This is a genomic window from Xanthobacter sp. DMC47, assembly GCF_056313845.1.
In genome coordinates, this window is sequence record NZ_JBQUZM010000001.1 from 846,365 (window position 1) to 867,662 (window position 21,298).

20 protein-coding genes are annotated in these 21,298 nt (G+C 67.0%); 12 read left to right on the plus strand and 8 right to left on the minus strand.

All coding sequences use genetic code 11. The annotated features are described in order from the left end of the window. Positions 1-21 precede the first annotated feature (21 nt). Complete coding sequence (locus ACT54R_RS03990) at positions 22-1,305, plus strand: CaiB/BaiF CoA transferase family protein (protein WP_476323922.1); 1,284 nt, start codon at positions 22-24, stop codon at positions 1,303-1,305. 27 nt (positions 1,306-1,332) lie between these two features. Here the strand turns inward: ACT54R_RS03990 and ACT54R_RS03995 are convergent, their stop codons facing one another. After that, positions 1,333-2,139: an IclR family transcriptional regulator gene (locus ACT54R_RS03995; RefSeq protein ID WP_476323924.1), complete on the minus strand. Its 807-nt coding sequence runs from the start codon at positions 2,137-2,139 to the stop codon at positions 1,333-1,335. Positions 2,140-2,797: 658 nt separating this feature from the next. Here ACT54R_RS03995 and ACT54R_RS04000 point away from each other — a divergent pair. Beyond that, positions 2,798-3,220: a tripartite tricarboxylate transporter TctB family protein gene (locus ACT54R_RS04000; RefSeq protein ID WP_476323925.1), complete on the plus strand. Its 423-nt coding sequence runs from the start codon at positions 2,798-2,800 to the stop codon at positions 3,218-3,220. Further along, a complete protein-coding gene (locus ACT54R_RS04005) occupies positions 3,220-4,737 on the plus strand; it encodes a tripartite tricarboxylate transporter permease (protein WP_476323927.1) in 1,518 nt (505 codons plus the stop codon). The genes ACT54R_RS04000 and ACT54R_RS04005 overlap by 1 nt, the downstream gene beginning before the upstream one ends. A gap of 144 nt (positions 4,738-4,881) precedes the next feature. On the opposite strand, the gene ACT54R_RS04010 is transcribed toward ACT54R_RS04005, so the two are convergent. From ACT54R_RS04010 to ACT54R_RS04030, 5 genes are read right to left on the minus strand one after another with little or no spacing between them, the layout of a single operon-like run. Beyond that, entirely contained in the window at positions 4,882-5,628 is a 747-nt protein-coding gene (locus tag ACT54R_RS04010) for an IclR family transcriptional regulator (RefSeq protein WP_168459764.1), read from the minus strand. A gap of 52 nt (positions 5,629-5,680) precedes the next feature. Further along, the gene (locus tag ACT54R_RS04015) at positions 5,681-6,556 is read right to left on the minus strand and encodes an HpcH/HpaI aldolase/citrate lyase family protein (protein WP_476326366.1); all 876 of its coding nucleotides are present in this window, start codon (positions 6,554-6,556) and stop codon (positions 5,681-5,683) included. Next, on the minus strand, positions 6,556-7,014 hold the full coding sequence (locus ACT54R_RS04020; protein WP_168459766.1) for a MaoC family dehydratase: 459 nt from the start codon (positions 7,012-7,014) through the stop codon (positions 6,556-6,558). The genes ACT54R_RS04015 and ACT54R_RS04020 overlap by 1 nt, the downstream gene beginning before the upstream one ends. A 50-nt stretch (positions 7,015-7,064) precedes the next feature. Further along, positions 7,065-8,231, minus strand: coding sequence for an acyl-CoA dehydrogenase family protein (locus ACT54R_RS04025; RefSeq protein ID WP_476323930.1), 1,167 nt, complete (start codon positions 8,229-8,231; stop codon positions 7,065-7,067). Continuing rightward, the gene (locus tag ACT54R_RS04030) at positions 8,221-9,474 is read right to left on the minus strand and encodes a CaiB/BaiF CoA transferase family protein (RefSeq protein ID WP_476323932.1); all 1,254 of its coding nucleotides are present in this window, start codon (positions 9,472-9,474) and stop codon (positions 8,221-8,223) included. Before ACT54R_RS04030 ends, ACT54R_RS04025 begins: the two co-directional genes overlap by 11 nt. Before the next feature lie 433 nt (positions 9,475-9,907). Between ACT54R_RS04030 and ACT54R_RS04035 the strand changes: the two genes are divergently transcribed. The 4 genes from ACT54R_RS04035 (at position 9,908) to ACT54R_RS04050 (ending at position 14,441) form a co-directional block, all read left to right on the plus strand. Next, positions 9,908-11,452 carry an AMP-binding protein gene (locus tag ACT54R_RS04035; RefSeq protein WP_476323934.1) on the plus strand — a complete coding sequence of 515 codons (1,545 nt, stop codon included), beginning with the start codon at positions 9,908-9,910 and terminating at the stop codon, positions 11,450-11,452. A gap of 23 nt (positions 11,453-11,475) precedes the next feature. After that, positions 11,476-12,510 carry a TRAP transporter substrate-binding protein gene (locus ACT54R_RS04040; protein ID WP_476323936.1) on the plus strand — a complete coding sequence of 345 codons (1,035 nt, stop codon included), beginning with the start codon at positions 11,476-11,478 and terminating at the stop codon, positions 12,508-12,510. Positions 12,511-12,588: 78 nt separating this feature from the next. Further along, positions 12,589-13,149 carry a TRAP transporter small permease subunit gene (locus ACT54R_RS04045; protein ID WP_476323938.1) on the plus strand — a complete coding sequence of 187 codons (561 nt, stop codon included), beginning with the start codon at positions 12,589-12,591 and terminating at the stop codon, positions 13,147-13,149. Beyond that, positions 13,146-14,441, plus strand: a complete 1,296-nt coding sequence (locus ACT54R_RS04050; RefSeq protein WP_476323940.1) for a TRAP transporter large permease — start codon at positions 13,146-13,148, stop codon at positions 14,439-14,441. Before ACT54R_RS04045 ends, ACT54R_RS04050 begins: the two co-directional genes overlap by 4 nt. Positions 14,442-14,529: 88 nt before the next feature. Here the strand turns inward: ACT54R_RS04050 and ACT54R_RS04055 are convergent, their stop codons facing one another. Beyond that, positions 14,530-15,294: a GntR family transcriptional regulator gene (locus tag ACT54R_RS04055; protein WP_476323942.1), complete on the minus strand. Its 765-nt coding sequence runs from the start codon at positions 15,292-15,294 to the stop codon at positions 14,530-14,532. Positions 15,295-15,473: 179 nt separating this feature from the next. On the opposite strand from ACT54R_RS04055, the gene prpB reads away from it, so the two are divergent. Next, positions 15,474-16,421: a methylisocitrate lyase gene (gene prpB, locus ACT54R_RS04060; protein WP_476323944.1), complete on the plus strand. Its 948-nt coding sequence runs from the start codon at positions 15,474-15,476 to the stop codon at positions 16,419-16,421. A 77-nt stretch (positions 16,422-16,498) separates the two neighbouring features. On the opposite strand, the gene ACT54R_RS04065 is transcribed toward prpB, so the two are convergent. Beyond that, positions 16,499-17,665 (minus strand): ABC transporter substrate-binding protein, encoded by a 1,167-nt coding sequence (locus tag ACT54R_RS04065; protein ID WP_476323946.1) that lies wholly within the window; start codon positions 17,663-17,665, stop codon positions 16,499-16,501. 253 nt (positions 17,666-17,918) lie between these two features. Here ACT54R_RS04065 and ACT54R_RS04070 point away from each other — a divergent pair, with 253 nt between their 5' ends. Genes ACT54R_RS04070 through ACT54R_RS04085 form a run of 4 tightly spaced genes read left to right on the plus strand, consistent with a single transcriptional unit; the run spans position 17,919 to position 21,286 of the window. Continuing rightward, the gene (locus ACT54R_RS04070) at positions 17,919-18,794 is read left to right on the plus strand and encodes a branched-chain amino acid ABC transporter permease (protein ID WP_476323948.1); all 876 of its coding nucleotides are present in this window, start codon (positions 17,919-17,921) and stop codon (positions 18,792-18,794) included. Further along, positions 18,791-19,780: a branched-chain amino acid ABC transporter permease gene (locus tag ACT54R_RS04075; protein ID WP_476323950.1), complete on the plus strand. Its 990-nt coding sequence runs from the start codon at positions 18,791-18,793 to the stop codon at positions 19,778-19,780. Before ACT54R_RS04070 ends, ACT54R_RS04075 begins: the two co-directional genes overlap by 4 nt. Beyond that, entirely contained in the window at positions 19,777-20,586 is an 810-nt protein-coding gene (locus ACT54R_RS04080; RefSeq protein ID WP_476323952.1) for an ABC transporter ATP-binding protein, read from the plus strand. The genes ACT54R_RS04075 and ACT54R_RS04080 overlap by 4 nt, the downstream gene beginning before the upstream one ends. After that, positions 20,579-21,286, plus strand: coding sequence for an ABC transporter ATP-binding protein (locus ACT54R_RS04085; protein ID WP_476323954.1), 708 nt, complete (start codon positions 20,579-20,581; stop codon positions 21,284-21,286). The genes ACT54R_RS04080 and ACT54R_RS04085 overlap by 8 nt, the downstream gene beginning before the upstream one ends. Positions 21,287-21,298 lie beyond the last annotated feature (12 nt).

Consider the following 21,298-nt stretch of genomic DNA (forward strand, 5'->3'; position numbering starts at 1 on the left):
GGCGTAGGAGGAGCGGCTGCCATGGAAGACCTTGCGGAGAACCATGCGGCCGCCTCGCCCCTGGAGGGGGCATGCGGGGGGCCGGCGTCCGGGCCGGAGGTGCGCTGGCCGGGCCCCCTGTCCGGCCTGCGGGTCCTTGACCTGACGCGGGTGCTGGCGGGTCCGCTCGCCACGCAGTTTCTCTGTGACCTCGGCGCCGAAGTGCTCAAGATCGAGCCGCCCGGAAAGGGCGACGAAACGCGCGGCTTCGCCCCCTTCGTCGGCGGCGAGAGTCACTATTTCGTGGGCCTGAACCGCGGCAAGCAAAGCCTCGTCATCGACCTGGCCTCGCCGGAGGGTGCAAAGATCCTGAGGGACCTTTGCGCCACCGCCGACGTCCTCATCGAGAATTTCCGCCCGGGGGTGATGGAACGCCTCGGCCTCGGCGCCGAGGCGCTGATGAAGGCCAATCCGCGCCTCATCTATTGCGCCATTTCCGGCTTCGGCCTCACGGGTCCGCTGCGCGATACGCCCTCGTTCGACATCGTGGCGCAGGCCATGACCGGCGTGCTCAGCATCAATGGCGAGACGGGCCGCGTGCCGCACAAGATCGGCCTGCCGGTGGGCGACATGTCCGGCGGGTTCTTCGGCGCCATCGCCATCCTGTCCGCGCTGGTGGAGCGGACGCACACCGGCCGGGGCCGGCTGATCGACGTGAGCCTCTACGACGGCACCATGTCCATGCTGGGTTATTTCGCGCAGCTGGCCTTCGTCACGGGCGAAGATCCGCAGCCGGTGGGGTCGGCCCATGTCACCATCGTGCCTTACGGCAGCTTCACCGCACAGGGCGGCGCGGTCATCATCGCCTGCCTCGCCGACAGCTTCTGGCCGAAGCTCTGCGATGCGCTGGGCGCCCCGGACATGGGGCGCGATCCGCGCTACGCCACCATGTCGGACCGCCGGGCCCTGCGGGCCGAGATCGAACCGCGCGTGGCGGAGATCATCGCCGGAAACACGCTTGAGCACTGGCTCGCCGTCCTGAAGGCGCACGACGTGCCGCACGCCCCCATCCTCGGCGTCACCGCCGCCCTCGCCCATCCGCAGGCCAAGGCGCGGGAGATGGTGGTGGAGGTGGACCACCCGGTCGCCGGACGCCTCAGCATCCTCGGTCGCCCCATCAAGTTTCCCGGCGCGCCCCAGGCCCCCCTCGCCCCGCCGCCGACCCTCGGACAGCACACGGGAGAGGTGCTCAGGCGCGAACTCGGCCTGACAGAGGCCCAGGTGGAAGGGCTCAGGCAGCGCGGCCTGATCGACCGGGTGGCGTAGGAATCAACTCGGGGATCAACTCGGGCATCAGGCCGCCGACAGCCGCCGGGACAGGTCGTAGGCGTTGCGCTTGAGTTCCTCGCCCAGAGCCTCCAGGCCGATGCGGCGCATCTGGTCGCTCACGCCCACCGCCACCAGGGCATGGGTCATCCGCCCGTGCGCCAGCACGGGAGCCGCGACGACCGTCACGCCCGCGATGTAGCGCCCCTCGTCCACCGCATAGCCCGCCGGACGGCAGGCCGCGACATCGGCCCACCATTCCTCGATGGACGGGGGATTCTCCCAGCGCAGCGCCTTGAAGCGCTTCTCCAGCTCAGCCCTCGGATGCCCGCCAAACGCCGCGATCAGCCGGCCCGTGGCGCTGATGAGCGCCGGATACCGGCTGCCGAGGTCGGCCTCCAGATGCAGCGCGCGGCTCGGCCTGGCGATGGCGACCACCACGATATGGTCGAGGCTCGCGGCCTCCACCCCGATGGCGGTGACGGCATGATGCCGGCAGATGTCGTCGAGCGCGGGCTCCACGAGCTTGCTGAACGGATCGTGCCGCAGCATGCCCCGCGCCAGCGCGACGATGCCGCTGGCGAGGCGGTAGCGCTTGGTGTGGGGATCGAACGCCACAAGCTCCTCCGCCGTCAGCGCCCGCAGGATGTGCAGGCAGGTGCTGGGCACGAGGTTCAGCTGGCGCGAGATGGCGTGGACCCCGAGGGGTGCGTCGGTGCGGGACAGAAGGCGCAGCACGGCCACGGCGCGGGTGACGGCCGGCACCTGCCGCACCACCATCCCGCCGTCGTCTTCGCCCCTGGAAGCTCTTGTGGTCTCGTGCTTCTCGCTCATGTCATGCCGATACAGCGATGGCCCCTGAAGCGCAATTCATTGCCGGTCCGCGGGGTTGGAACACGGGCTGCGCACCCCATCGAGACGCCGCACGTTCCCCGCGCAGGGCAAATGCGAGGAGACTGTCCCTTGACCGAAATATCGGAACCTAATCCTCACGTGGGATGCGCCGTAATTGGGATGATGAGACTTACGTTACGTAATTTCATCGGAAGGAAGCGAGGTTTATCGCACCCACAGCCTGACTAATTATTGTATATGTACAATATATTTGTATCTTGACAACAACAATCCAGCTACCCATTATTCTGGGAAACGAGAAGCAAGATGGGAGATGAATCGCCGGAACGTTGATGAAGACGTCAACGAAGCACCTCCCTTCTGCGCCAAGACAAGGTGACGGCGGAGCGTCGCTTTCCCCTCCATTGCGACAGGCCGACGTCGCCATCGGCGACACGGCGGAGGGCGCATTCAACCGCGCAGGACGGGCGATTTTATTTCTTAATACTTAATCCACACGCGAATTACATTCCCATATTTTGCAATTCTTACACCGAACACCTCAAACGTGTGCGCGCCTGCGGCACGTGGGATCGCCTGCAGCCGTGCCTATTCCAAAGCCAGAAGCCGCAAAAGCGGCTCGACCGCCGGGGATGAAATGCTCGATGTCAATCTCCTGAGGGGCCTGGCCATGATGATGGTCGCCCTCTTCTTTGGGCTGAATGCCCTCCGCTACCCCATCGGAGACCTCGCGCGGGCGGGACCCGCCCTGTTTCCGCTGCTGGTCAGCGGAGCGCTGTTTGTCCTGGCCCTGCTCTCGGTCATCCAGTCCCGTCAGATGGACCCCGAGCCGCTGGATTTCAGGTTCAGGAACATCGGCCTCATCGTGCTGAGCCTCGCCACGTTCGTGTTGGCCTCCCACTACGTCAGCATGATTTTGGGCATCATCCTGCTCGTATTCATCTCGGGACTTGCGGCAAGCAACTATTCCTGGAAGCGAAATGTCATGCTTTCAGCCGTCCTGATCCTGGTCGCGCTTGTATTCCAGCACGGTCTCGGGCTGAATCTGGGTTTGATCTGATGGAAATCCTGAACAATCTCGCCTTCGGGTTCGCCCACGCTCTGACGCCGGAAAACCTGCTGTTCTGCGCCATTGGCTGCGTCATCGGCACCATGGTCGGCCTGCTGCCCGGTCTCGGCCCGCTGGCCACCATCAGCCTGCTGCTGCCCCTCACCTATTCCATCCCGACCGGTGGCGCCCTCATCATGCTCGCCGGCATCTATTACGGCGCCCAGTATGGCGACAGCGTCAGCGCCATCACCATGAAGATTCCGCACGCCAGCAGCATCGTGGCCTGCATCGACGGCTACCAGATGACGCTGAAAGGCAAGACCGGCCTCGCCCTGTTCACGGCCGGCGTATCGAGCTTCATCGGCGGCACCGTCGCCCTGTTCGTGCTCGCGACGCTAGCCCCGAGCCTCGGGCAGGTGGCGGTCATGTTCGGGCCGGCGGACTATTGCGCGCTGATGCTGCTCGGCTTCTTCTGCGTCAGCTTCGTCAGCAGCGGCAACCTGCTCAACGGCTTGATGATGTGTCTCATCGGCCTTCTGATCGGACAGATCGGCACCGATCTCGAAACCGGGGTGCAGCGCTTCACCTTCGGCTTCATCTCCCTGCTCGACGGCGTCAACATCGTCGCCATCGCGCTTGGCTGCTTCGGCATCGCAGAGATCACCAAGAATCTCGACGCACGCAACGAACGCACTCCATTCAATGGCAGGATCAATCTCATACCGACCAGGACCGAATTCTGGCGCATCATTCCGAGCGCCCTGCGCGGCAGCGTGGTGGGATCGCTGCTGGGCATCCTGCCCGGTGGCGGACCTGTCATTGCCCAGTTCGCGGCCTATGGGCTCGACAAGAAGCTCAGCAAGTACAAGGACGAGATCGGCTCGGGCGCCATCGAGGGCGTCGCCGGGCAGGCTGCGGCCGACGAAGCGGCGGCCCGCACCAGCTTCATTCCCCTCATGAGCATCGGCATTCCCGAAAACGCGGTCATGGCGCTCATGATGGCGGCCTTCATCATGAAGGGCATCCAGCCGGGGCCGAACATGATTTCCCGGCATCCCGACCTGTTCTGGGGCCTTGTCGCCAGCATGTGGATCGGCAACGTGTTTCTTTTGATCCTGAATGTCCCGCTGGTGCGGATCTGGCTGTCGCTCTTCAAGATCCCCTATGCGGCGCTATTCCCATCAATTCTCTTCTTCTGCTGCCTTGGCTCGTTCAGCGTCAACAACAACCTGTATGACATCCTGGTCACGACAGCGTTCGGCGTGTTCGGCTACGCGCTCATGCGGCTTCACCTCGATCCGGCTCCGTTGATGCTCGGCTTCGTGCTCGGCCCCATGCTGGAGGAGAATTTTCGCCGGGCGATGGTGCTCAGCCACGGCAGCTTCACCACCTTCGTCCAGCAGCCCATCTCCGCGACGCTCCTGACGATCATCGGCGGCCTCGTCCTCTTCAACATCGGCTTGACCCTGCGGCGCCGGCGCGCTCTGCCGAAGCTGAAGCCCCCGACCGCGCAGGCCCCCACCTGACCCTCCCAGCGGCGCACCGGAGCGGGCGCCGCGCGCACGCGGCGCCATCGGGTCAATCCGGGCAGAAGGAGCCCGGCCAGCAATGCCGGGCGCGAGATGCGTCGATCCCCTGCCGGAGTACGCCGAGAACGCGCGTCAGGCCACTTACCGCGCCTCGCTGAGCAGGTCACCGAAACGCACGATGGCCTGCTTCATCGCATCGGCCATCTTCTCAATGCGCTCGATGCAGCGGAATTCCGGCCCGGCCACCACCATGGACAGCCGCCGCGGCCCGATGGGCAGTGGCAGGGCCACCCCGCATAGGTCCGGGCTGTAGTCGGACATGCTCTGGAACCAGCCGCGCTGCTGCGAGCGGCGGATCTCCGCCTCCACCTCATCGATGCTGGTGAGGGTATTGCGCGCGTATTTGACGAACTTCACCTTCCTGTAGATGGCCAGCCGCTCCTCGTAGCTGTACTGGCTCAGGATGGCGCGACCGGTCGAGGAGGCGTGGATGGGCAGCTTGTGGCCGACCTGCGCGAAATAGCGGATGGATGCGGCCGATTCCACCACATGGATGAAGATGATTGAGGTGCCCGCCGGGGCGCCGATGGCGGTGGTTTCGCCGGTCTCCTGCGCGACCTCGGCAACGAGGGCATAGGCCGCCTCGGGCAACGGCTCGGCATCCGACACGGCCTGCGACTGAACCAGCCAGCGCGGCGTCGGATAATAGCCGCCGCGTGTCCTCGGCTCGTAGAGATAGCCTTTGTCGATCAGCGTGCCGATGAGATTGAACGTGCTGGAGCGTGGCCAGCCGAGGTCGTCCGCCATCTCCGACAGGGTGGCGGGGCGCTTGCGCTTGGCGAAATACTCGAGGATTTCGAGAACGTTCGCAGCCTGCTTGACGAACATGGCACCCCTACCCGATCAGCCCTGTCGCGATACGGTCGCGCCCGATGACGGCTCACGCCTCCGTCGGCCGCCGCGCGAGAATACGCTCCGCCGCACGCAGATGCGGCTTGTCGACCATCTTCCCGTCGAGCTTCACTACCCCTGCGTCCGGCTGGCTGGCAAACGCCTCCGTGACGCGCAGCGCCCAGGCCACCTCTTCCGCGCCCGGCGTGAAGGCGGCATTCACCACGTCCACATGGCTCGGATGGATGACCACCTTGCCGGAAAAGCCGTCCCGCCGGGCCTCGCGCGCCTCTTCGGCCACGCCATCGAGGTCGCCGATATCGGTGGCGATGGTGTCGAGGGCCTCGACGCCCGCCGCCGCCGCCGCCACCAGGCACAGGTTGCGGGCGAGGCGGAACGGTTCGCGATAGGCGCCGCCGCTGCGGTTCTCCGAGGCGCCGAGGGAGGCGGCAAGGTCCTCCCCGCCCCACAGCATGCCCCACAGGCGCGGGCTGACACCGCGATAGGAGGAGCCGGCGAGGGCCCGCACGCCCTCCGCCGTCTCGGTGACGATGGCGAAGATCAGCGTCGCCCCGGCGCGTCCGCCGGACGGGTCCTGCAATGCCTCGCCCATGTCGAGATAGTGCGCGAGCTGGCGCACGTCGTCCGGACCGGAGCACTTGGGCAGCATGATGCCGTCCGGGCGCCCGGGCATGATGGCGGCGAGGTCGAGGGGCGTGAGGCCGGTGTCGAGGGCATTCACGCGCACGAACACCTTCTGCCGCCGCGGTGCATCCAGCATGGCGCGGACGATCTCCCGCGCCTCAGTCTTGGCGGAAGGCGCGACGGAATCCTCGAGGTCGAGGATGAGGCCGTCGGCCTTGGTCTGCGACGCCTTCTCGAACTTGCGCGGGCTGTCGCCGGGGACGAAGAGGAAGGAGCGCATCATGCGGCCTCGGCGCGGCGACGCATCAAAGCGGTGCGGCGGCAGGAGGCGACGAGATCGCCGGTCTGGTTGAGGGCCGTGTGCTCGAACTCGACGATGCCGGCCTCGGGGCGCGACCTGCTGGCACGCACCGCGATCACCCGCGTCTCGGCGCGCAGCGTGTCACCATGGAAGACGGGCTTCGGGAACTTCACATCGGTCATGCCGAGGTTGGCGACCGTGGTGCCCAGAGTGGTGTCGTACACGCTCATGCCGATCATGATGCCCAGCGTGTAGAGGCTGTTGAACAGGCGCTGTCCCCATTCGGTCCCTTCCGCGAAATGGGCGTCGATGTGGAGCGGCTGGGGGTTCATGGTCATCAGGGAGAACATGGTGTTGTCCATCTCGGTGACGGTCCGGCTGAAGGCGTGCCGGAACACCTGTCCTTCGGAGAATTCCTCGAAATAGAGCCCAGCCATCGTCGCTCCTCATCTTTTTCGTGCGTCGCAGAAGACCGTTTCCGGCCTGTTCAGTAGGATTTCGGCAGGCCCAGCACCCGCTCGGCGATGTAGCAGAGCACGAGCTGCGGGCTGATGGGCGCGATGCGGGGGATCATCACCTCGCGCAGGTAGCGCTCCACATGGAATTCCTTGGCATAGCCGAAGCCGCCGTGGGTCATGATGGCCTGCTGGCAGGCATTGAACCCGGCCTCGCCGGCGAGATACTTGGCGGCATTGGCGCTGGCCCCGCAGGGCAGGCCGTTGTCGTATTCCCAGGCGGCGCGCATCAGCATCAGCTGGGCGGCCTCCAGCTCCATCCAGTTGATGGCGAGGGGGTGCTGGATCGACTGGTTCTGGCCGATGGGCCGGTTGAACACCACGCGGTCCTTGGCGTAGGCGACGGCGCGCGACAGGGCGAGCCGGCCGAGGCCCACCGCTTCCGCCGCGATCAGCACGCGCTCCGGATTCATGCCGTGCAGGATGTATTCGAAGCCGCGGCCTTCCTCGCCGATGCGGTCCTCCTCGGGGATTTCCAGCCCCTCGATGAACAGCTCGTTGGAATCCACCGCCTTGCGGCCCATCTTCTCGATCTCGTGGACGCGGATGCGGTCGCGGTCGAAGCGGGTGTAGAACAGGCTGAGGCCGTGGGTCGGCTTGCTCACCTCCTCCAGCGGCGTGGTGCGCGCGAGCAGCAGCATGCGGTCCGCCACCTGCGCGGTGGAAATCCACACCTTCTGCCCGTCCACCACGTAGCGGTCGCCCTTGCGCACGGCACGGGTCTTCAGCTGGGTGGTGTTGAGTCCCGTGTTCGGCTCGGTGACGGCGAAGCAGGCCTTCTCGCGGCCCTCGACCATGGGCGGCAGCATGCGCCGCTTCTGTTCCTCGGTGCCGTAGACCACCACGGGGTTGAGGCCGAAAATGTTGATATGGGCGCAGGAAGCGCCCGTCATGCCGGCGCCGGATTCGGCGATCGCCTGCATCATCACCGCCGCCTCGGTGACGCCGAGGCCCGAGCCGCCGTATTCCTCCGGGATGCAGATGCCGAGCCATCCGTCGGCAGCGAGGGCGGAATAGAGCGCGTGTGGGAAGCCGCCCTCCCGGTCCAGCTTCAGCCAGTAATCGTCATCGAACCGGCTGCAGATGCCGGAAATCGCCGCGCGGATCGCCTCTTGCTCGGGGGTCAGGCTAAACTCCATGGGGCGCCTCCATCTTTTCGTGGCTTGCGTGTGTCGCGGGGGTGTCTTCGCCGCCCGTCAGCACGCCCTCGGCGCGCAGCCTGGCGACGGCTGCCGCATCGAAACCCGCCTCGGCGAGGATGGCGTCGCCGTCCTGCCCCCTGGTCGGGGCCAGGCGCCAGATTTCGGCCGGGGTCTTCGACCAGGACGTGGGCATGTGCATGACCCGCACCGGGCCTTCGGTGGGGTGCTCCATCATCTCGAAGAAGCCGGTTGCCTTGAGCTGCGGATCATCGAGGACGGACTGGAGGTCGTGCATGGGCATGCACGGGATGTCGGCGCGCTCCATCAGCTCCAGCCACGCGGCGGTGGTGCGCGCGGTGAAGATGCGGGCGAGTTCGCCATAGACGTGGTCGATGTTGGCGGAGCGCATCTCGAAGGTGGAGAAGCGCGCGTCGCGGGTCATCAGCTCGCCCTCACCGATGGCGGTGAGGAAGCTCGTCCATTGCTTGTCGGTGTAGATCATGGCGCAGACGTAGCCGTCCGCGGTCTGGTAGGGCCGGCGCTCGGGGGAGAGCTGGCGGGCATATCCGCCCTTGTCGAGCGGCGGCTCGAAGGTGAGGCCGCCGAGATGGTCGCCGAGCACGAAACCCACCATGGTCTCGAACATGGGCACATCCACCCGCTGGCCGAGGCCGGTGCGCTCCCGGTTGACGAGCGTGGCGCAGATGGCCCCCACGGCGGCGAGGCCCACCACGCGATCGACAATGGCGTTCGGCACGTAGCGCGGGGTGCCGTCGCCGGCCTGGGCGATGAGCGACGACATCACCGCGCCGCCCTGGATGAGGTCGTCATAGGCGGGCTTGGCGGCATACGGGCCGTTCTGCCCATAGCCGAACACGCCGGCATAGATGATGCGCGGGTTGACCGCCGCCACGTCCTCATAGCCGAGGCCCAGCCGGGCCATGGCCTGCGGCCGCACATTGTAGACCAGCACGTCGGCCTGGGCGGCGAGCGCGAGCAGGGTTGCGCGGCCGGAGGGCTGCTTCAGGTCGAGGCAGATGCTGCGCTTGTTGCGATTGGCATTGAGGAACAGCGCGCCCATGCCGGGATGCCGCGACGGCGGAATCTGCCGCACCAGATCGCCGTCGGGCGCCTCGACCTTGATGACGTCGGCCCCCATGTCGGCGAGCTGGAGCGTCGCATAGGGGCCCATCAGGACCGAGGTCATGTCGAGGATCTTGATACCGGCAAGCGGTCCCATGCTTTCCATACCCACGGCAGGTGCAGTTGCGATGGGCGCCCCGGAGCGAAGCGGTCGCGGGCGCCGTTGAAGGAGGCTTACAGCTATTCACAAATAGGGACAAGAAGTTTTCAAATATGAATTATTGTGCGCCGCAGTGAGGTATTAATGCACAGCAACAGATCCCGTTGCAGCGCGATATCGCTATGGCAAAGTCGGCTTATCGATTGAAAAATATGGATAAATTTCCCGACCTGCGGTGCAGGCCGTGCTCCGCCCAGGCTGTTGACATAATTATTCATGTGCAGGTATCAGATATTCCCGTTCATGAAATTATTGGACCGAGGTCCAGAATGTTCACAGGCAAGAACAGGACAGTCGCTGGTCGCCGGGCCGGTTCCGCCGGCGCAACGCGGTCCGTTCCGCGCGCCCAGCTCCACACGAAGGCCGCAGCGTGAACATCGCGGCGTTGCTCTCCCGCGCCGGGCGGGTCCATGGCGACCGCGCGGCCGTCCATGCCGGCACCCGCCTCGTTGCGACCTACACCCGTCTCGCGGAACGGGCGGCGCGCATGGCCGGCGGACTGCGCGAACGGCACGGACTTGGCGCCGGCGACCGCGTGGCCATCGTGATGAAGAACGGCCCCGCCTATGTGGAGGCCCTTTTCGCGTCCTGGCATGCGGGGCTCGCCTGCGTTCCGGTGAACGCCAAGCTCCACGCGAAGGAAGTGGGTTACATCCTGGAGAATTCGGGCGCCCGCCTCGTGCTCTCCGACCCCTCGATGGCGTCCCTCGCGGGCGAAGCTGCGGCGGCGGCCGATCCCGCACCGGACGTGCTCGTCGCCGGCAGCGCCGATTACGAGCGGCTCGCGGCATCGGAGCCGATGGCGCTTGCCGATACGGCGCCAGGCGACCTCGCCTGGCTGTTCTACACCAGCGGAACCACCGGCCGGCCGAAGGGGGCGATGCTCTCCCATCGCAACCTCCTCGCCATGTCGCTGGGCTATCTGGCCGAGGTGGACCCGACCACGCCCGCCGACTGCGTGCTCCATCCGGCGCCCATGTCCCACGGCTCCGGCCTCTACATCCTGCCCCACGTGCTCGCGGCGGCGGCGCAGGTGGTGCCGGAAAGCGGCGGGTTCGATCCGGACGAGATCGCCGGCCTGCTGCGCCACCACAAGGGAGCGAGCTTCTTCGCGGCGCCGACCATGGTGACGCGCCTCGTCGCCGCCGGCACGCTGGGCGCGGCGGAACTCGCCAACCTGCGCACCATCGTCTATGGCGGCGGCCCCATGTATGTGGAGGACGCGCGGCGCGCCCTCGACGCCTTCGGCCCGCGTCTGGCGCAGATTTATGGCCAGGGCGAGAGCCCCATGACCATAACCGTCCTGCCGCGGTATCTGCTCGCCGCGCGGGAGGATGCCGACGCGCAGGCGCGGCTCGCCTCCGTGGGCTACGCCCAGGCGGTGGTCGATGTCCGCGTCGCCGGTGCCGACGACACGGCGCTGCCGGCCGGCGAGATCGGCGAGATCCTGGTGCGCGGCGACACGGTGATGTCCGGCTACTGGCGCAATCCCGAGGCGAGTGCCGAGACGCTTCGCAACGGCTGGCTCCATACCGGAGATCTCGGGTCCATGGATACGCAGGGCTTCCTCACCCTCAAGGACAGGTCCAAGGACGTCATCATCTCAGGCGGCACCAACATCTATCCCCGCGAGGTGGAGGAGGTGCTCCTCCTGCATGAGGGCGTGGCCGAGGTGGCGGTGATCGGGCGCCGCCACGACGACTGGGGCGAGGAAGTGATCGCGGTGGTCGCGCCGGCTCCGGGCGCGAGCGTGTCCCCGCAGGAGCTGGACGATCTCTGCCTGCATCACGTGGCACGCTTCAAGCGGCCGAAGGAATACCTGTTCCTCGCCGCCCTGCCCAAGAACAACTACGGCAAGATACTGAAAACCGAGCTGCGGTCGATCGTTGAAACCGGCGGCGCAGCCCAGAAATAAGACCGATCAAGGGAGGATCATTCATGACCAGGGCCCTACTCTCCGCGGCCGCCCTCGCGGGCCTTCTGGCCGCTGGCGTCGCCGGCGCGGCTAAGGCTGCCGATGTCACCCATCTGCGCGTCGCCGACTCGCTCCCCAGCGGCCACTACATCAGCCGCATGATGCTGGCGCCGTGGATGGAGGAGGTGACCAAGCGCACCAACGGTGCCATCGTCTTCGACTATTTCCCCGGCCAGCAGCTGGGCAAGGCCACCGACATGCTCACCCTCACGCAGAACGGCGTGACGGACATCGGCTATATCGGCCCGGCTTACGTCTCCGACAAGATGCCGGTGTCCGAGGTGGCGCTCTTGCCCGACAGCTTCGCGAACAGCTGCGAGGGCACGGCGGCCTACTGGAAGGTCGCGCGCGACGGCGTCGTGGCGAAGCAGGACTACGTGCCGAACAAGATCAAGCTGATGCTCGCCGTGGCGCTGCCGCCATACCAGATCCTGACGCTCAAGACCCCGGTCACGAAGATGGAGGATCTCAAAGGCCTGAAGCTGCGCTCCACCGGCGGGGCGCAGGACATCACGGTCCGCAGCCTCGGCGCCGTGCCGGTGCGCATGGCGGCGCCCGACACCTACGAATCCCTCTCCCGCGGCACCCTCGACGGCGTCGTGTTCCCGCTCGATAGCATCCTCTCCTACAATCTGGAAAAGCTGGTGCGGCATTCCACGGAGAAGGCCAACTTCTCGAGCTTCATCCTGGCCTATTCCATCAGTGACGCCTCCTGGAACAAGCTGAAGCCCGAGGTGCAGAAGATCATGATCGAGGCGGCGGAGAAAACCGTGAAGTCGGCCTGCGCCGCCATCGACCAGCAGGATGCCGAGATCAAGCAGAAGCTGCGGGACGCCGGCGTCACCTTCCAGCCGCTCGACCCCGCCTTCACGGCCCAGCTCGGCACGCTGTCGAAGGAGGTCGCGGACAAGTGGGCGGCCGGTCTCGACGCCCGCGGCAAGCAGGGCACCGAGGCCCTCAAGGAGTTCCGCGCCGCCCTTTCCGCCCCGGCGCAATAGGGCGCCCGCGAAACAGGGCGTCCCGAGGCGCCGGTCGCGGGGGCCGGCGCCTCATCCTCTCACTTCTCAGGAGTGGCAATGCACACCCTCATCCAGCGGGCGCTGGCCGCCGTGGGCGCGGTGGAGCGCGTGTTGATGGCGATCGCGATGGTCATGATGCTCGCAGTCATGTTCATCGTCACCGCCGATGTCTTCATGCGCTACGCCTTCAACAGCCCCTTTTCCTGGGCCTATGACCTGATCTCGCTCTATCTCATGGCGGGCATCTTCTTCCTCGCCTTGTCGCAGGCCTATGCCGACGGTGCGCATGTGAGCGTGGACGTGCTGCAGCAGATGTTCCCGCCGCGGCTCAAGCGCCTCACCGAATGCGTCATCACCGGCACGGCCTTCGTTGTGTTCGCGCTGATGGCGGATTTCGGCCTCGACCGCACGATCGATGCCTATGTGTCGGCGGACGTGGTGGCGGGCGCCATCGCCTGGCCCACGTGGCCGTCGATCGCCCTGATGCCGCTGGGTGCAGGGCTGCTGTGCATTCGCCTCGCGCTCTTCTTCATCGGCCACCTCGCCAGCCTCGTCACCGGACGTGACATCATCCCGGTCAACGCGGGTGGTCACCAGGGCGGAGAAGTCTTCGAATGATTACCCTCGCGGGGCTCGGGGCCCTCTTCTTCCTCCTCGCCATCGGCGCCCCCGTCGGCTTTGCCATGATGGTGGCGGGCACGACCGGCCTCTATCTGGTCGGCGGCATGGGCATGGTCACGGGCATCCTCAAGACCGCCCCCCTGTCCACGGTCAGCTCCTACGAGCTGATCACCATTCCCATGTTCCTGCTGATGGCCGAGCTGGTGCTGCTCAGCGGGGTTGCCGACGACCTGTTCCGCGCCACCGCCGCCTGGATGGGACGGGTCCGCGGTGGGCTGGGCATGGCGACGGCGCTCGCCGGGGCCGGCTTCGGCGCCATCTGCGGCACCAGCACCGCCTCCGCGGCGACGCTCTCCTCCACCAGCCTGCCGGCCATGCTGAAGCAGGGCTACGAACCGCGGCTCGCGGCCGGCGTGGTGGCGATCTCCGGCACCCTGGCCATGCTCATCCCGCCCAGCGTCGCGCTGGTGGTGTACGGCCTGCTCGCCGAGGTGAACATCGGCGGGCTGCTCATCGGCGGCGTTATTCCGGGCATCCTCGTGACCCTCACCATCATGGCCACCGTGTGGTTCCTCGTCTGGCAGGATCCGAGCCGGGCGCCGGAGGCGGCTGCGGTGCCCTTGAGGGAGAAGCTGCGCCTGCTGCGCGTGGTGGGGCCCATGGTGGTTCTGTTCGGCATGGTGACGGGGGTGATCTACACCGGCGTCGCGACGCCGACCGAAGCCTCCGCGCTCGGCGCGGCCGGCGCCTTCATGCTGGCCGTGTGGTATCGCAAGCTCACGCTCCCCGGCCTGCGCCGGGCCCTGCTGCGGGCGGCGCATGGCTCTTGCATGATCGCCATGATCCTGATCGGCGCCTATGTGTTCGGCTATTTCTTCACCCTCACGCAGGTGACCCAGAACCTCGTCGCCTTCGTCGGCTCCCTCGACGTGTCGCGCTGGGTCATCATGGCGCTGATTCTGTGCGGCTACATCGTGCTCGGCATGTTCATGGACCAGATCGCGATCCTGGTGCTGACCGTGCCGGTCGTGCTGCCGCTCATCAAGTCGCTGGGGTTCGATCCCTTGTGGTTCGGTGTCGTGAAGATCGTGACCGCGGAGGTGGGCATGATAACGCCCCCCATCGGCCTCAACTGCTTCGTGGTGGCACGCTATTCGGGCCGGCCGGTGGCCGAGGTCTTCCGCGGCACCTTCCCGCACTTCGTGGCCCACATCATCGCCATCGCAATCCTGGTCGCCTTCCCCGACCTCGTGCTCTGGCTGCCCTCCAAGATGATGGCCGGCCACTGACGCCCAAGTCGGCCGCCTCCGGGCGGCCGACGGGGCGCCCCGGCCTGGTGAAGCCGCGGGCACGCCGGTCGGCCATGCGCGCGGCGCTCTATCTCGATCGCCCCTTGGCCTTGGGCGCCTTCGGCAACTCCTCTCCCTGGCCGGCCTTCTCCTGAATGGATCGCAGGGCATTGCGAAGGTGGGCCCGCATGGCCGCCTCGGCACCATCGGGGTCCCGCGCCTTCATGGCGGCCACCACCTCGCGGTGCTCCCGCAAGGCTTCCTGCGCCCGGCCCTTGCGCGACGACGAACGGTAGCGGTAGACGCGCAGCAGGTAATAGAGGTCGTCGCACAGCATCTGGATCAGCTTGGCGTTCCGGCTTCCCTGGATGATGCGGAAGTGGAAGTCGAAGTCGCCCGGCCGCTGATAATAGCTGTCCCCGGCCTTCAGCGGGTCGTCTTTGGCATGTCCCTCGATGAGCTGCTCCAGCGCCTCGAGTTCGTCATTGGACATGCGCTCGGTTGCGAGCCGGCAGGCCATGCCTTCAAGCGCCTCGCGCACATGCAGCAGATCGGCGAGATCGCTCGCCTGAAGAGAGGCGACGCGGGCGCCCACATGCGGCACGCGCTCGACCAGCTTCTTGCCTTCCAGGCGTCGGATCGCCTCGCGGACCGGCCCGCGACTGATGCCGAACGCCTTTGCCAGGGCGACTTCATCGAGTTTTGACTCGGGCGGATAATCGCCCTTGATGATGGCCTCCTCCAGCCATTCGAACGCACGATCCGCAAGCGTCCGACCTCCGAACAACGGCGGTTCCACGGCTGCCCTTCCCCTTGTTGCAAGGCCGGCCGAATCGCGGATGCGCTCGGCCATCTTCAACTGCCTGTCTACAATAGCATGCCGACAGCCGTCAGCCATGTGCCGGCGCGGCCCCCGCTTCCAAGCGGCCCGCGCGCAGATCGTCAAATGTTGACATTTAGCTGCAATCTTTGTTTTGTTGCGTCGAGTTCGAGGCCGCAGCAGGCCCGTCCGCGTGTCCCGGAGGCCAGATGATGCCGTATCTCGTCGCGACCGATTCCAGCACCAGATCGCCGGGCAGTCGGCTTCGCGACCTCCTCGCGCGCCCGGGCATCCTCAAGATGCCCGGCGCCCACAACGGCATGGCCGCGTTGCAGGCGAAGCAGGCCGGCTTTGAGGCGCTCTACCTCTCCGGCGCCGCGATGACGGCCTCCATGGGGCTGCCGGACCTCGGTATCATCACCGTGGACGAGGTTGCGTTCTTCATCCGCCAGGTGGTTCGCGCCGCCGACCTCCCTGTTCTTGTGGACGGCGACACCGGCTATGGCGAGGCGCTGAACGTCATGCACATGGTGCGGGTGTTCGAGGAGGCCGGCGCCGCCGCGGTGCAGATCGAGGATCAGGTGCTGCCCAAGAAGTGCGGGCACCTCAACGACAAGAAGCTCGCCAGCGCCCACGACATGGCCTCCAAGATCGCCGCCGCCGCCAAAGCCCGGCGCGACCTCGTCATCATCGCCCGCACGGACGCGGCCGCGAGCGAGGGCATGGAGGGCGCCATCGCCCGCGCGCGGCTCTACATCCAGGCCGGTGCCGACGCCATCTTCCCCGAAGCACTGACCGACGCCGCCATGTTTCGCGAGTTTGCCGCCCGCATGGACGGTGTGCCGCTGCTCGCCAACATGACCGAGTTCGGACGCACACCCTTCTTCACCGACGCCGAGTTCGAGGCGATGGGATACAGAATGGTGATCTGGCCGGTGTCCTCGCTGCGCGTGGCGGCGCGGGCGCAGGAGCGCCTCTATGCGGCCCTGAAGCGCGACGGCGGCACCCAGAACATGATCGAGCATATGCAGACCCGCGCCGAGCTTTATCGGACCATCGGCTATGCCGACTACGAGGCGCTGGACGAGAGCATCGTCGGCACCATCATTCCCGAGGGCATGCCGCAGCGCGGCGCACTGGAGAAAGTGGGGGAAAAATAGCCCCGTCCACCCCGGATCCAAAGAAAAGGGGCGGCTCGCGGGAGCCGCCCCTTTCTCCTTGCGTGCCACTTCGCCTTTCAGCGGCACTCGGTGGCCCCGCAGTTCGCCACCGCCACCACGGTGCCGTCCTTCACCTGACCGATATAGAAAGGCAGGTCGATCTGGTGGTTGATGCCGTAGCGTGCCTCGCCGGTCCAGCTGGCCTTGCCGACCACGGTGGGGAAGCTGGAAAGACCTTCCATCGCCTTCGCGATCTTCGTCGTGTCGTCCACCGTGCCCGCCTTTTCCATGGCCGCGAACAACATCTGCAGCCCGGCGTAGAAGAAGGGCGAGAAGGCGTTCATGTTCGGCCCGTACTTGGCCTTGAAGCGGGCGATGTAGGCCGCGGTCTCCGGCAGCGCCGCGTCGATGGGCAGGTGCACATACATGCCTTCCGCCGCCGCCTTGCCGGCCACCTTCACCACCTCGGAGGTGACGTCGCCGCCGGTGACGAAGATCGGCCCAGCATAACCCAGCTCACGCGCCTGCTTGACGATGAGCCCCGCCGTGGTCGGCGAGTTGCCGCCGATCTCCAGCGCATCCGCGCCCATCAGCACGCGGGTGAGCAGAGGCACGAAATCCACCCGCTCGCGCTCGAAATATTCCACCTGGAGCTTGGCGCCGAACTTGCCATAGGACGCCTGGTTTCCGGCGCCCATCTGCTGGCCGGTCTCGTCATTGGGGAGGAGCGCCACCACCTTCTTGGCTCCCACCTTCTTTGTCAGCCACGCAATCTGCGGCTCGGAGAACTCCCCGGTGGTGATGACGGTCCGGAACGCGTAGGGCGCATCCGGCCCGAGCGCGCGCGGGCTGAAGGCCAAGGTCATGGTGATGACCTTCCCGCCGGTGGTCTGCGCCTTGGTGGCGACGGCGGCGGCCGAGCCCATGGGGCCGACGACGAACTTGATGCCGTCCTGGATCATCAGGCGGTCCATGGCGGTGACCGCGTCCTGCGCGCGGTAGCGGTCGTCATACTGCTTGATCTCGACCTTGTAGCGCCGTCCTGCCACCTCCAGCCCGCCGGCCTTGTTGGCATCCTCCGCGGCGAATTCGGTCGCCGCCAGCATGCCTTCGGCGAAGGCAGCGCCGGCACCGGAGAAGCTCGCATGCACGCCGATCGGCAGCGTATCGGCGGCGCGCGCGCCCCCGGCCGCCGCCAGCATCGCCGAGACCGCCAGCCCCACAACGAAACTCCGGTTCTTCATCACCATCCTCCCGACACGCTTGATTTTTGGGAACGCACGCATCCTACAACGGGCAATCGGCAGCGGACAACATAATGTTGACATTTGACATCGTAGCGAGGCAATCTCCCGGTCGAGGCTGCCGAAAGAGCAGCCGGCACACCAGGGCTACCGCGGACGGGAGACCGCCGGACCCCGCGCACCAATGCCCAAGCCCGCGCCCCGACCAGAACCATCTGGCCCCCCGCACCACACAGCTACAGCGGAGCCCTTCGTGAGTTTCTCGACGATCCTCGCCCAGACCACGGTCAACGGCCTGATGGTCGGCATGATCTACGTGCTGATGGCCATCGGCTTCACCATGGTCTTCGGCATCATGCGCATCGTGAACTTCGCCCACGGCGAGTTCTATATGGTGGGCGCCTTCCTGTTCGCGGTGCTGTACGGCACCAGCGGCCTGCCCTTCCTCGTCAGCCTCGTGCTCGCCGTGGCCGTCACCGGCCTGCTCGGCCTGATCACGGAATGGCTGGTGTTCAGCCGGCTGCGCGGCAACGAGCTTAACGGAATGATCGCCTCGCTGGGCATCGCCCTCATCATGCAGAATGCGGCGCTGCTCGCCTGGGGCCCCTCGGCGCGCGCGGTGCCGCCGGTGGTGTCGGGCATCGTCAACGTGGCCGGCATCGTCTTCCCCTGGTCGCGGCTGGTGGTGATCGCCGGGGCCATCCTCGCCGTGGCCCTGCTCTATCTGCTGGTGGTCCACACCCAGATGGGCCGGGCCATGCGCGCGGTGGCGCAGGACCCGGAGATCGCGCTGGTCCAGGGCATTCGGGTGGAGGTGATCTTCCCGTTCGCCTTCGTGCTCGGCGTCGGCCTTGCCGCCCTCGCCGGCGCGCTGATGGCACCCGTCCTCTCCGTGTCGCCCTTCGTCGGCCTCGCGCCCACGCTCAAGGCCTTCATCATCGTGGTCATCGGCGGGCTGGGCAGCGTGCCCGGCGCGGTGGCGGGCGGCCTGCTCATCGGCCTCATCGAAAGCTTCGCCGGCACCTTCGTCAGTGCGGCCTCCGCCGAGATCCTTCAGTTCCTGGTGGTCATCGCGGTGGTGCTGCTGCGCCCGCAGGGCCTGCTCGGCCGCAAGGAGCGCGAGGCATGAGAGCGTCCCGTCCCTCCCCCGCACGCCGCATCGCCCTGCTCGTCGCGGTGGCGCTTGCCATCGCCCTGCCCGTTCTGGCGCCCAACCCCTTCTATGTCCACATCGGCACGCTCGCCTGCCTCAACCTGATGCTGGTGCTGGGCCTCGCCATCATCGCGCGCGCCGGGCAGCTCTCGATGGGCCATGCCGGCTTCGCCCTGGTGGGCGGCTACACCTCGGCCCTGCTCAGCATGCGGGCCGGCTGGCCGCCGCTCCTCGGCATCCTCGCCGCCGGGCTGGTGGCGGCCCTCATCGCGGCACTGCTCGGCTGGATCATCCTGCGGCTGCGGGGGGTCTATTTCGTCCTCGTCGCCTTCTCCTTCGGCCAGATCGCGGTCCTGCTCGCCCTCGACATGAGCGACCTCACGGGCGGTGCCAACGGCCTTGTCGGCGTGCCTTCCATCTCCGTGTTCGGCCATCTGCTGCTGAGCAAGCCGGACTTCTATCCTTTCGCCCTCGCCTGCGCGCTGGCGACCCTCCTCTTCACCTGGGTGCTCTACCGCTCGCCGTTCGGCGACATGATGGCCGCGACGGCCGAGAATCCGCGCCTCGCCGAATCGAGCGGCGTCGATACCCACCTGGTGCAGGTGATCGCCTTCATGCTGGGCTCGGCCATCGCCGGCATCGCCGGGGCGCTGAGCGTGCATTACCTGCGCTTCATCTCTCCGGACTCCTTCACGTTCTGGGAATCCGTCTCCTACCTCACCATGCTGGTTGTCGGCGGGCGCGCGGGCGTGCTGGGGCCGGTGGTCGGCGTGCTGGTGATGACGCCCCTGCCCGAGCTGCTGCGCGCCACCGAGGGGCTGCAGCACATCATCTACGGCGTCATCCTGGTGCTGTGCCTCCTGTTCGTTCCGGAGGGCCTGTCCCGCCTGCCGCAGAAGCTGCGCCGCCTGCGCCGGCCCGCCCCCGCCGCGCCTGCGATCGCCGCGGAGACACGGCCATGACGGACGCCACCATGACGGACGCGACAACCATGAACGAGGCACCCCCCGCCATGCTCGAAGTCAGCGGCCTCAAGCGCGCCTTCGGCGGGCTGGTGGCGGTGCGGGACGTATCCTTCACCGTCAACGCGGGGGACCTTCTCGCCCTCATCGGTCCCAACGGCGCGGGCAAGACCACGCTGTTCAACCTCGTCTCTGGCGTGCTGCGGCCCACCGCAGGCTCGGTGCGGTTCTGCGGCGAGGACATCACCGGCCTGCCCGCCGGCCAGGTGGTGCGACGTGGCCTGTCGCGCACGTTCCAGTCGGCAACGCTCTTCCCCGCAGCCAGCGCCATGGACAATGTGGTGCGCGGCACCTACGGGGCGACGCGCTTCGGCTTGTGGAACAGCCTGTTCCCCGCCCGCTGGCGGGCGGCGGCCGAGGAGAAGGCCTACGCCATCCTGGAGCAGTTCGGGCTCGCCCACCGGGCCGACCGCACCGCGGGGGAGCTGGCCTATGGCGAACAGCGCCGACTGGGGGTCGCCATCGCCCTCGCCAGCGAGCCGAAGCTCCTCATGCTGGACGAGCCGGTGGCCGGCCTCAATCCCGAGGAGGCCGCGGAGCTGGCCGCCGTGCTGCGCCGGGTGCGAGCCGAGCGCGGGCTGACCATGGTGCTGGTCGAGCACCACATGCGCACGGTGATGGGCCTGTGCAACCGCATCGTGGTGCTCGACCACGGCACCTTGCTGGCCCAGGGCGCGCCCGCCGACGTGGTGCGCGATCCCCGCGTCATCGAGGCGTATCTGGGCAAGGACGAAGTTCATGCTTGAAGTCCGCGGCATCAGCGTAGCTTACGGCGGCGTCACCGCCGTCCACGATGTAAGTCTCAGCGTGCCGCAAGGCGCGATCGTATCGCTCATCGGCTCCAACGGCGCCGGCAAGACGACGACGCTCAAGGCCATCATCGGGCTCAAGGGCGTGACGCGCGGCGAAATCCGCCTCGGCGGCGAGCGGATCGAGGCGCTCACCGCCCCCCAGCGGGTCGCCCGCGGCATCGCGCTCTCGCCCGAGGGGCGGCGGGTGTTCCCGCAGATGAGCGTGGCGGACAATCTCGAGATCGGCGCCTATCTCAGGCGCGACCGGGGCGCGAGCCGCCGCACGCTGGAGCGCATCTACGCCTGGTTCCCCCGCCTCGTGGAGCGGCACAGGCAGCAGGCGGGGTCACTCTCCGGCGGCGAGCAGCAGATGCTTGCCATCGGCCGCGCCCTGATGGCCGATCCGCGGCTCCTGCTGCTGGATGAACCCACCCTGGGGCTTGCCCCGATCATCGTGGACGAAATCGCCCGCATCATCACCGAGATCAACCGAGAAACCGGCATGTCCATCGTTCTCGTCGAGCAGAATGCCAAGCTCGCGCTGAACCTGTGCCACACGGCCTTCGTGCTTGAGACCGGCTCGGTCGCGCTCAGCGGCCCGGGCGGCGAGCTGCTGGCGAGCGACTATGTCCGGCGCGCCTATCTCGGCATCTGAAATCCCATTATC

Excerpts from the sequence above, each read along its gene's own strand:
- ACT54R_RS04030 (WP_476323932.1), bottom strand. The coding sequence starts at position 9,474 with ATGGGACCGCTTGCCGGTATCAAGATCCTCGACATGACCTCGGTCCTG.
- ACT54R_RS04050 (WP_476323940.1), top strand. The coding sequence starts at position 13,146 with ATGATTACCCTCGCGGGGCTCGGGGCCCTCTTCTTCCTCCTCGCCATC.
- ACT54R_RS04055 (WP_476323942.1), bottom strand. The coding sequence starts at position 15,294 with ATGGCCGAGCGCATCCGCGATTCGGCCGGCCTTGCAACAAGGGGAAGG.
- ACT54R_RS03995 (WP_476323924.1), bottom strand. The coding sequence starts at position 2,139 with ATGAGCGAGAAGCACGAGACCACAAGAGCTTCCAGGGGCGAAGACGAC.
- ACT54R_RS04065 (WP_476323946.1), bottom strand. The coding sequence starts at position 17,665 with ATGAAGAACCGGAGTTTCGTTGTGGGGCTGGCGGTCTCGGCGATGCTG.
- ACT54R_RS04080 (WP_476323952.1), top strand. The coding sequence starts at position 19,777 with ATGACGGACGCCACCATGACGGACGCGACAACCATGAACGAGGCACCC.
- ACT54R_RS04010 (WP_168459764.1), bottom strand. The coding sequence starts at position 5,628 with ATGTTCGTCAAGCAGGCTGCGAACGTTCTCGAAATCCTCGAGTATTTC.
- ACT54R_RS04020 (WP_168459766.1), bottom strand. The coding sequence starts at position 7,014 with ATGGCTGGGCTCTATTTCGAGGAATTCTCCGAAGGACAGGTGTTCCGG.
- ACT54R_RS04075 (WP_476323950.1), top strand. The coding sequence starts at position 18,791 with ATGAGAGCGTCCCGTCCCTCCCCCGCACGCCGCATCGCCCTGCTCGTC.
- ACT54R_RS04015 (WP_476326366.1), bottom strand. The coding sequence starts at position 6,556 with ATGCGCTCCTTCCTCTTCGTCCCCGGCGACAGCCCGCGCAAGTTCGAG.
- ACT54R_RS04045 (WP_476323938.1), top strand. The coding sequence starts at position 12,589 with ATGCACACCCTCATCCAGCGGGCGCTGGCCGCCGTGGGCGCGGTGGAG.
- ACT54R_RS04000 (WP_476323925.1), top strand. The coding sequence starts at position 2,798 with ATGCTCGATGTCAATCTCCTGAGGGGCCTGGCCATGATGATGGTCGCC.
- ACT54R_RS04005 (WP_476323927.1), top strand. The coding sequence starts at position 3,220 with ATGGAAATCCTGAACAATCTCGCCTTCGGGTTCGCCCACGCTCTGACG.
- ACT54R_RS03990 (WP_476323922.1), top strand. The coding sequence starts at position 22 with ATGGAAGACCTTGCGGAGAACCATGCGGCCGCCTCGCCCCTGGAGGGG.
- ACT54R_RS04040 (WP_476323936.1), top strand. The coding sequence starts at position 11,476 with ATGACCAGGGCCCTACTCTCCGCGGCCGCCCTCGCGGGCCTTCTGGCC.
- prpB (WP_476323944.1), top strand. The coding sequence starts at position 15,474 with ATGCCGTATCTCGTCGCGACCGATTCCAGCACCAGATCGCCGGGCAGT.
- ACT54R_RS04085 (WP_476323954.1), top strand. The coding sequence starts at position 20,579 with ATGCTTGAAGTCCGCGGCATCAGCGTAGCTTACGGCGGCGTCACCGCC.
- ACT54R_RS04025 (WP_476323930.1), bottom strand. The coding sequence starts at position 8,231 with ATGGAGTTTAGCCTGACCCCCGAGCAAGAGGCGATCCGCGCGGCGATT.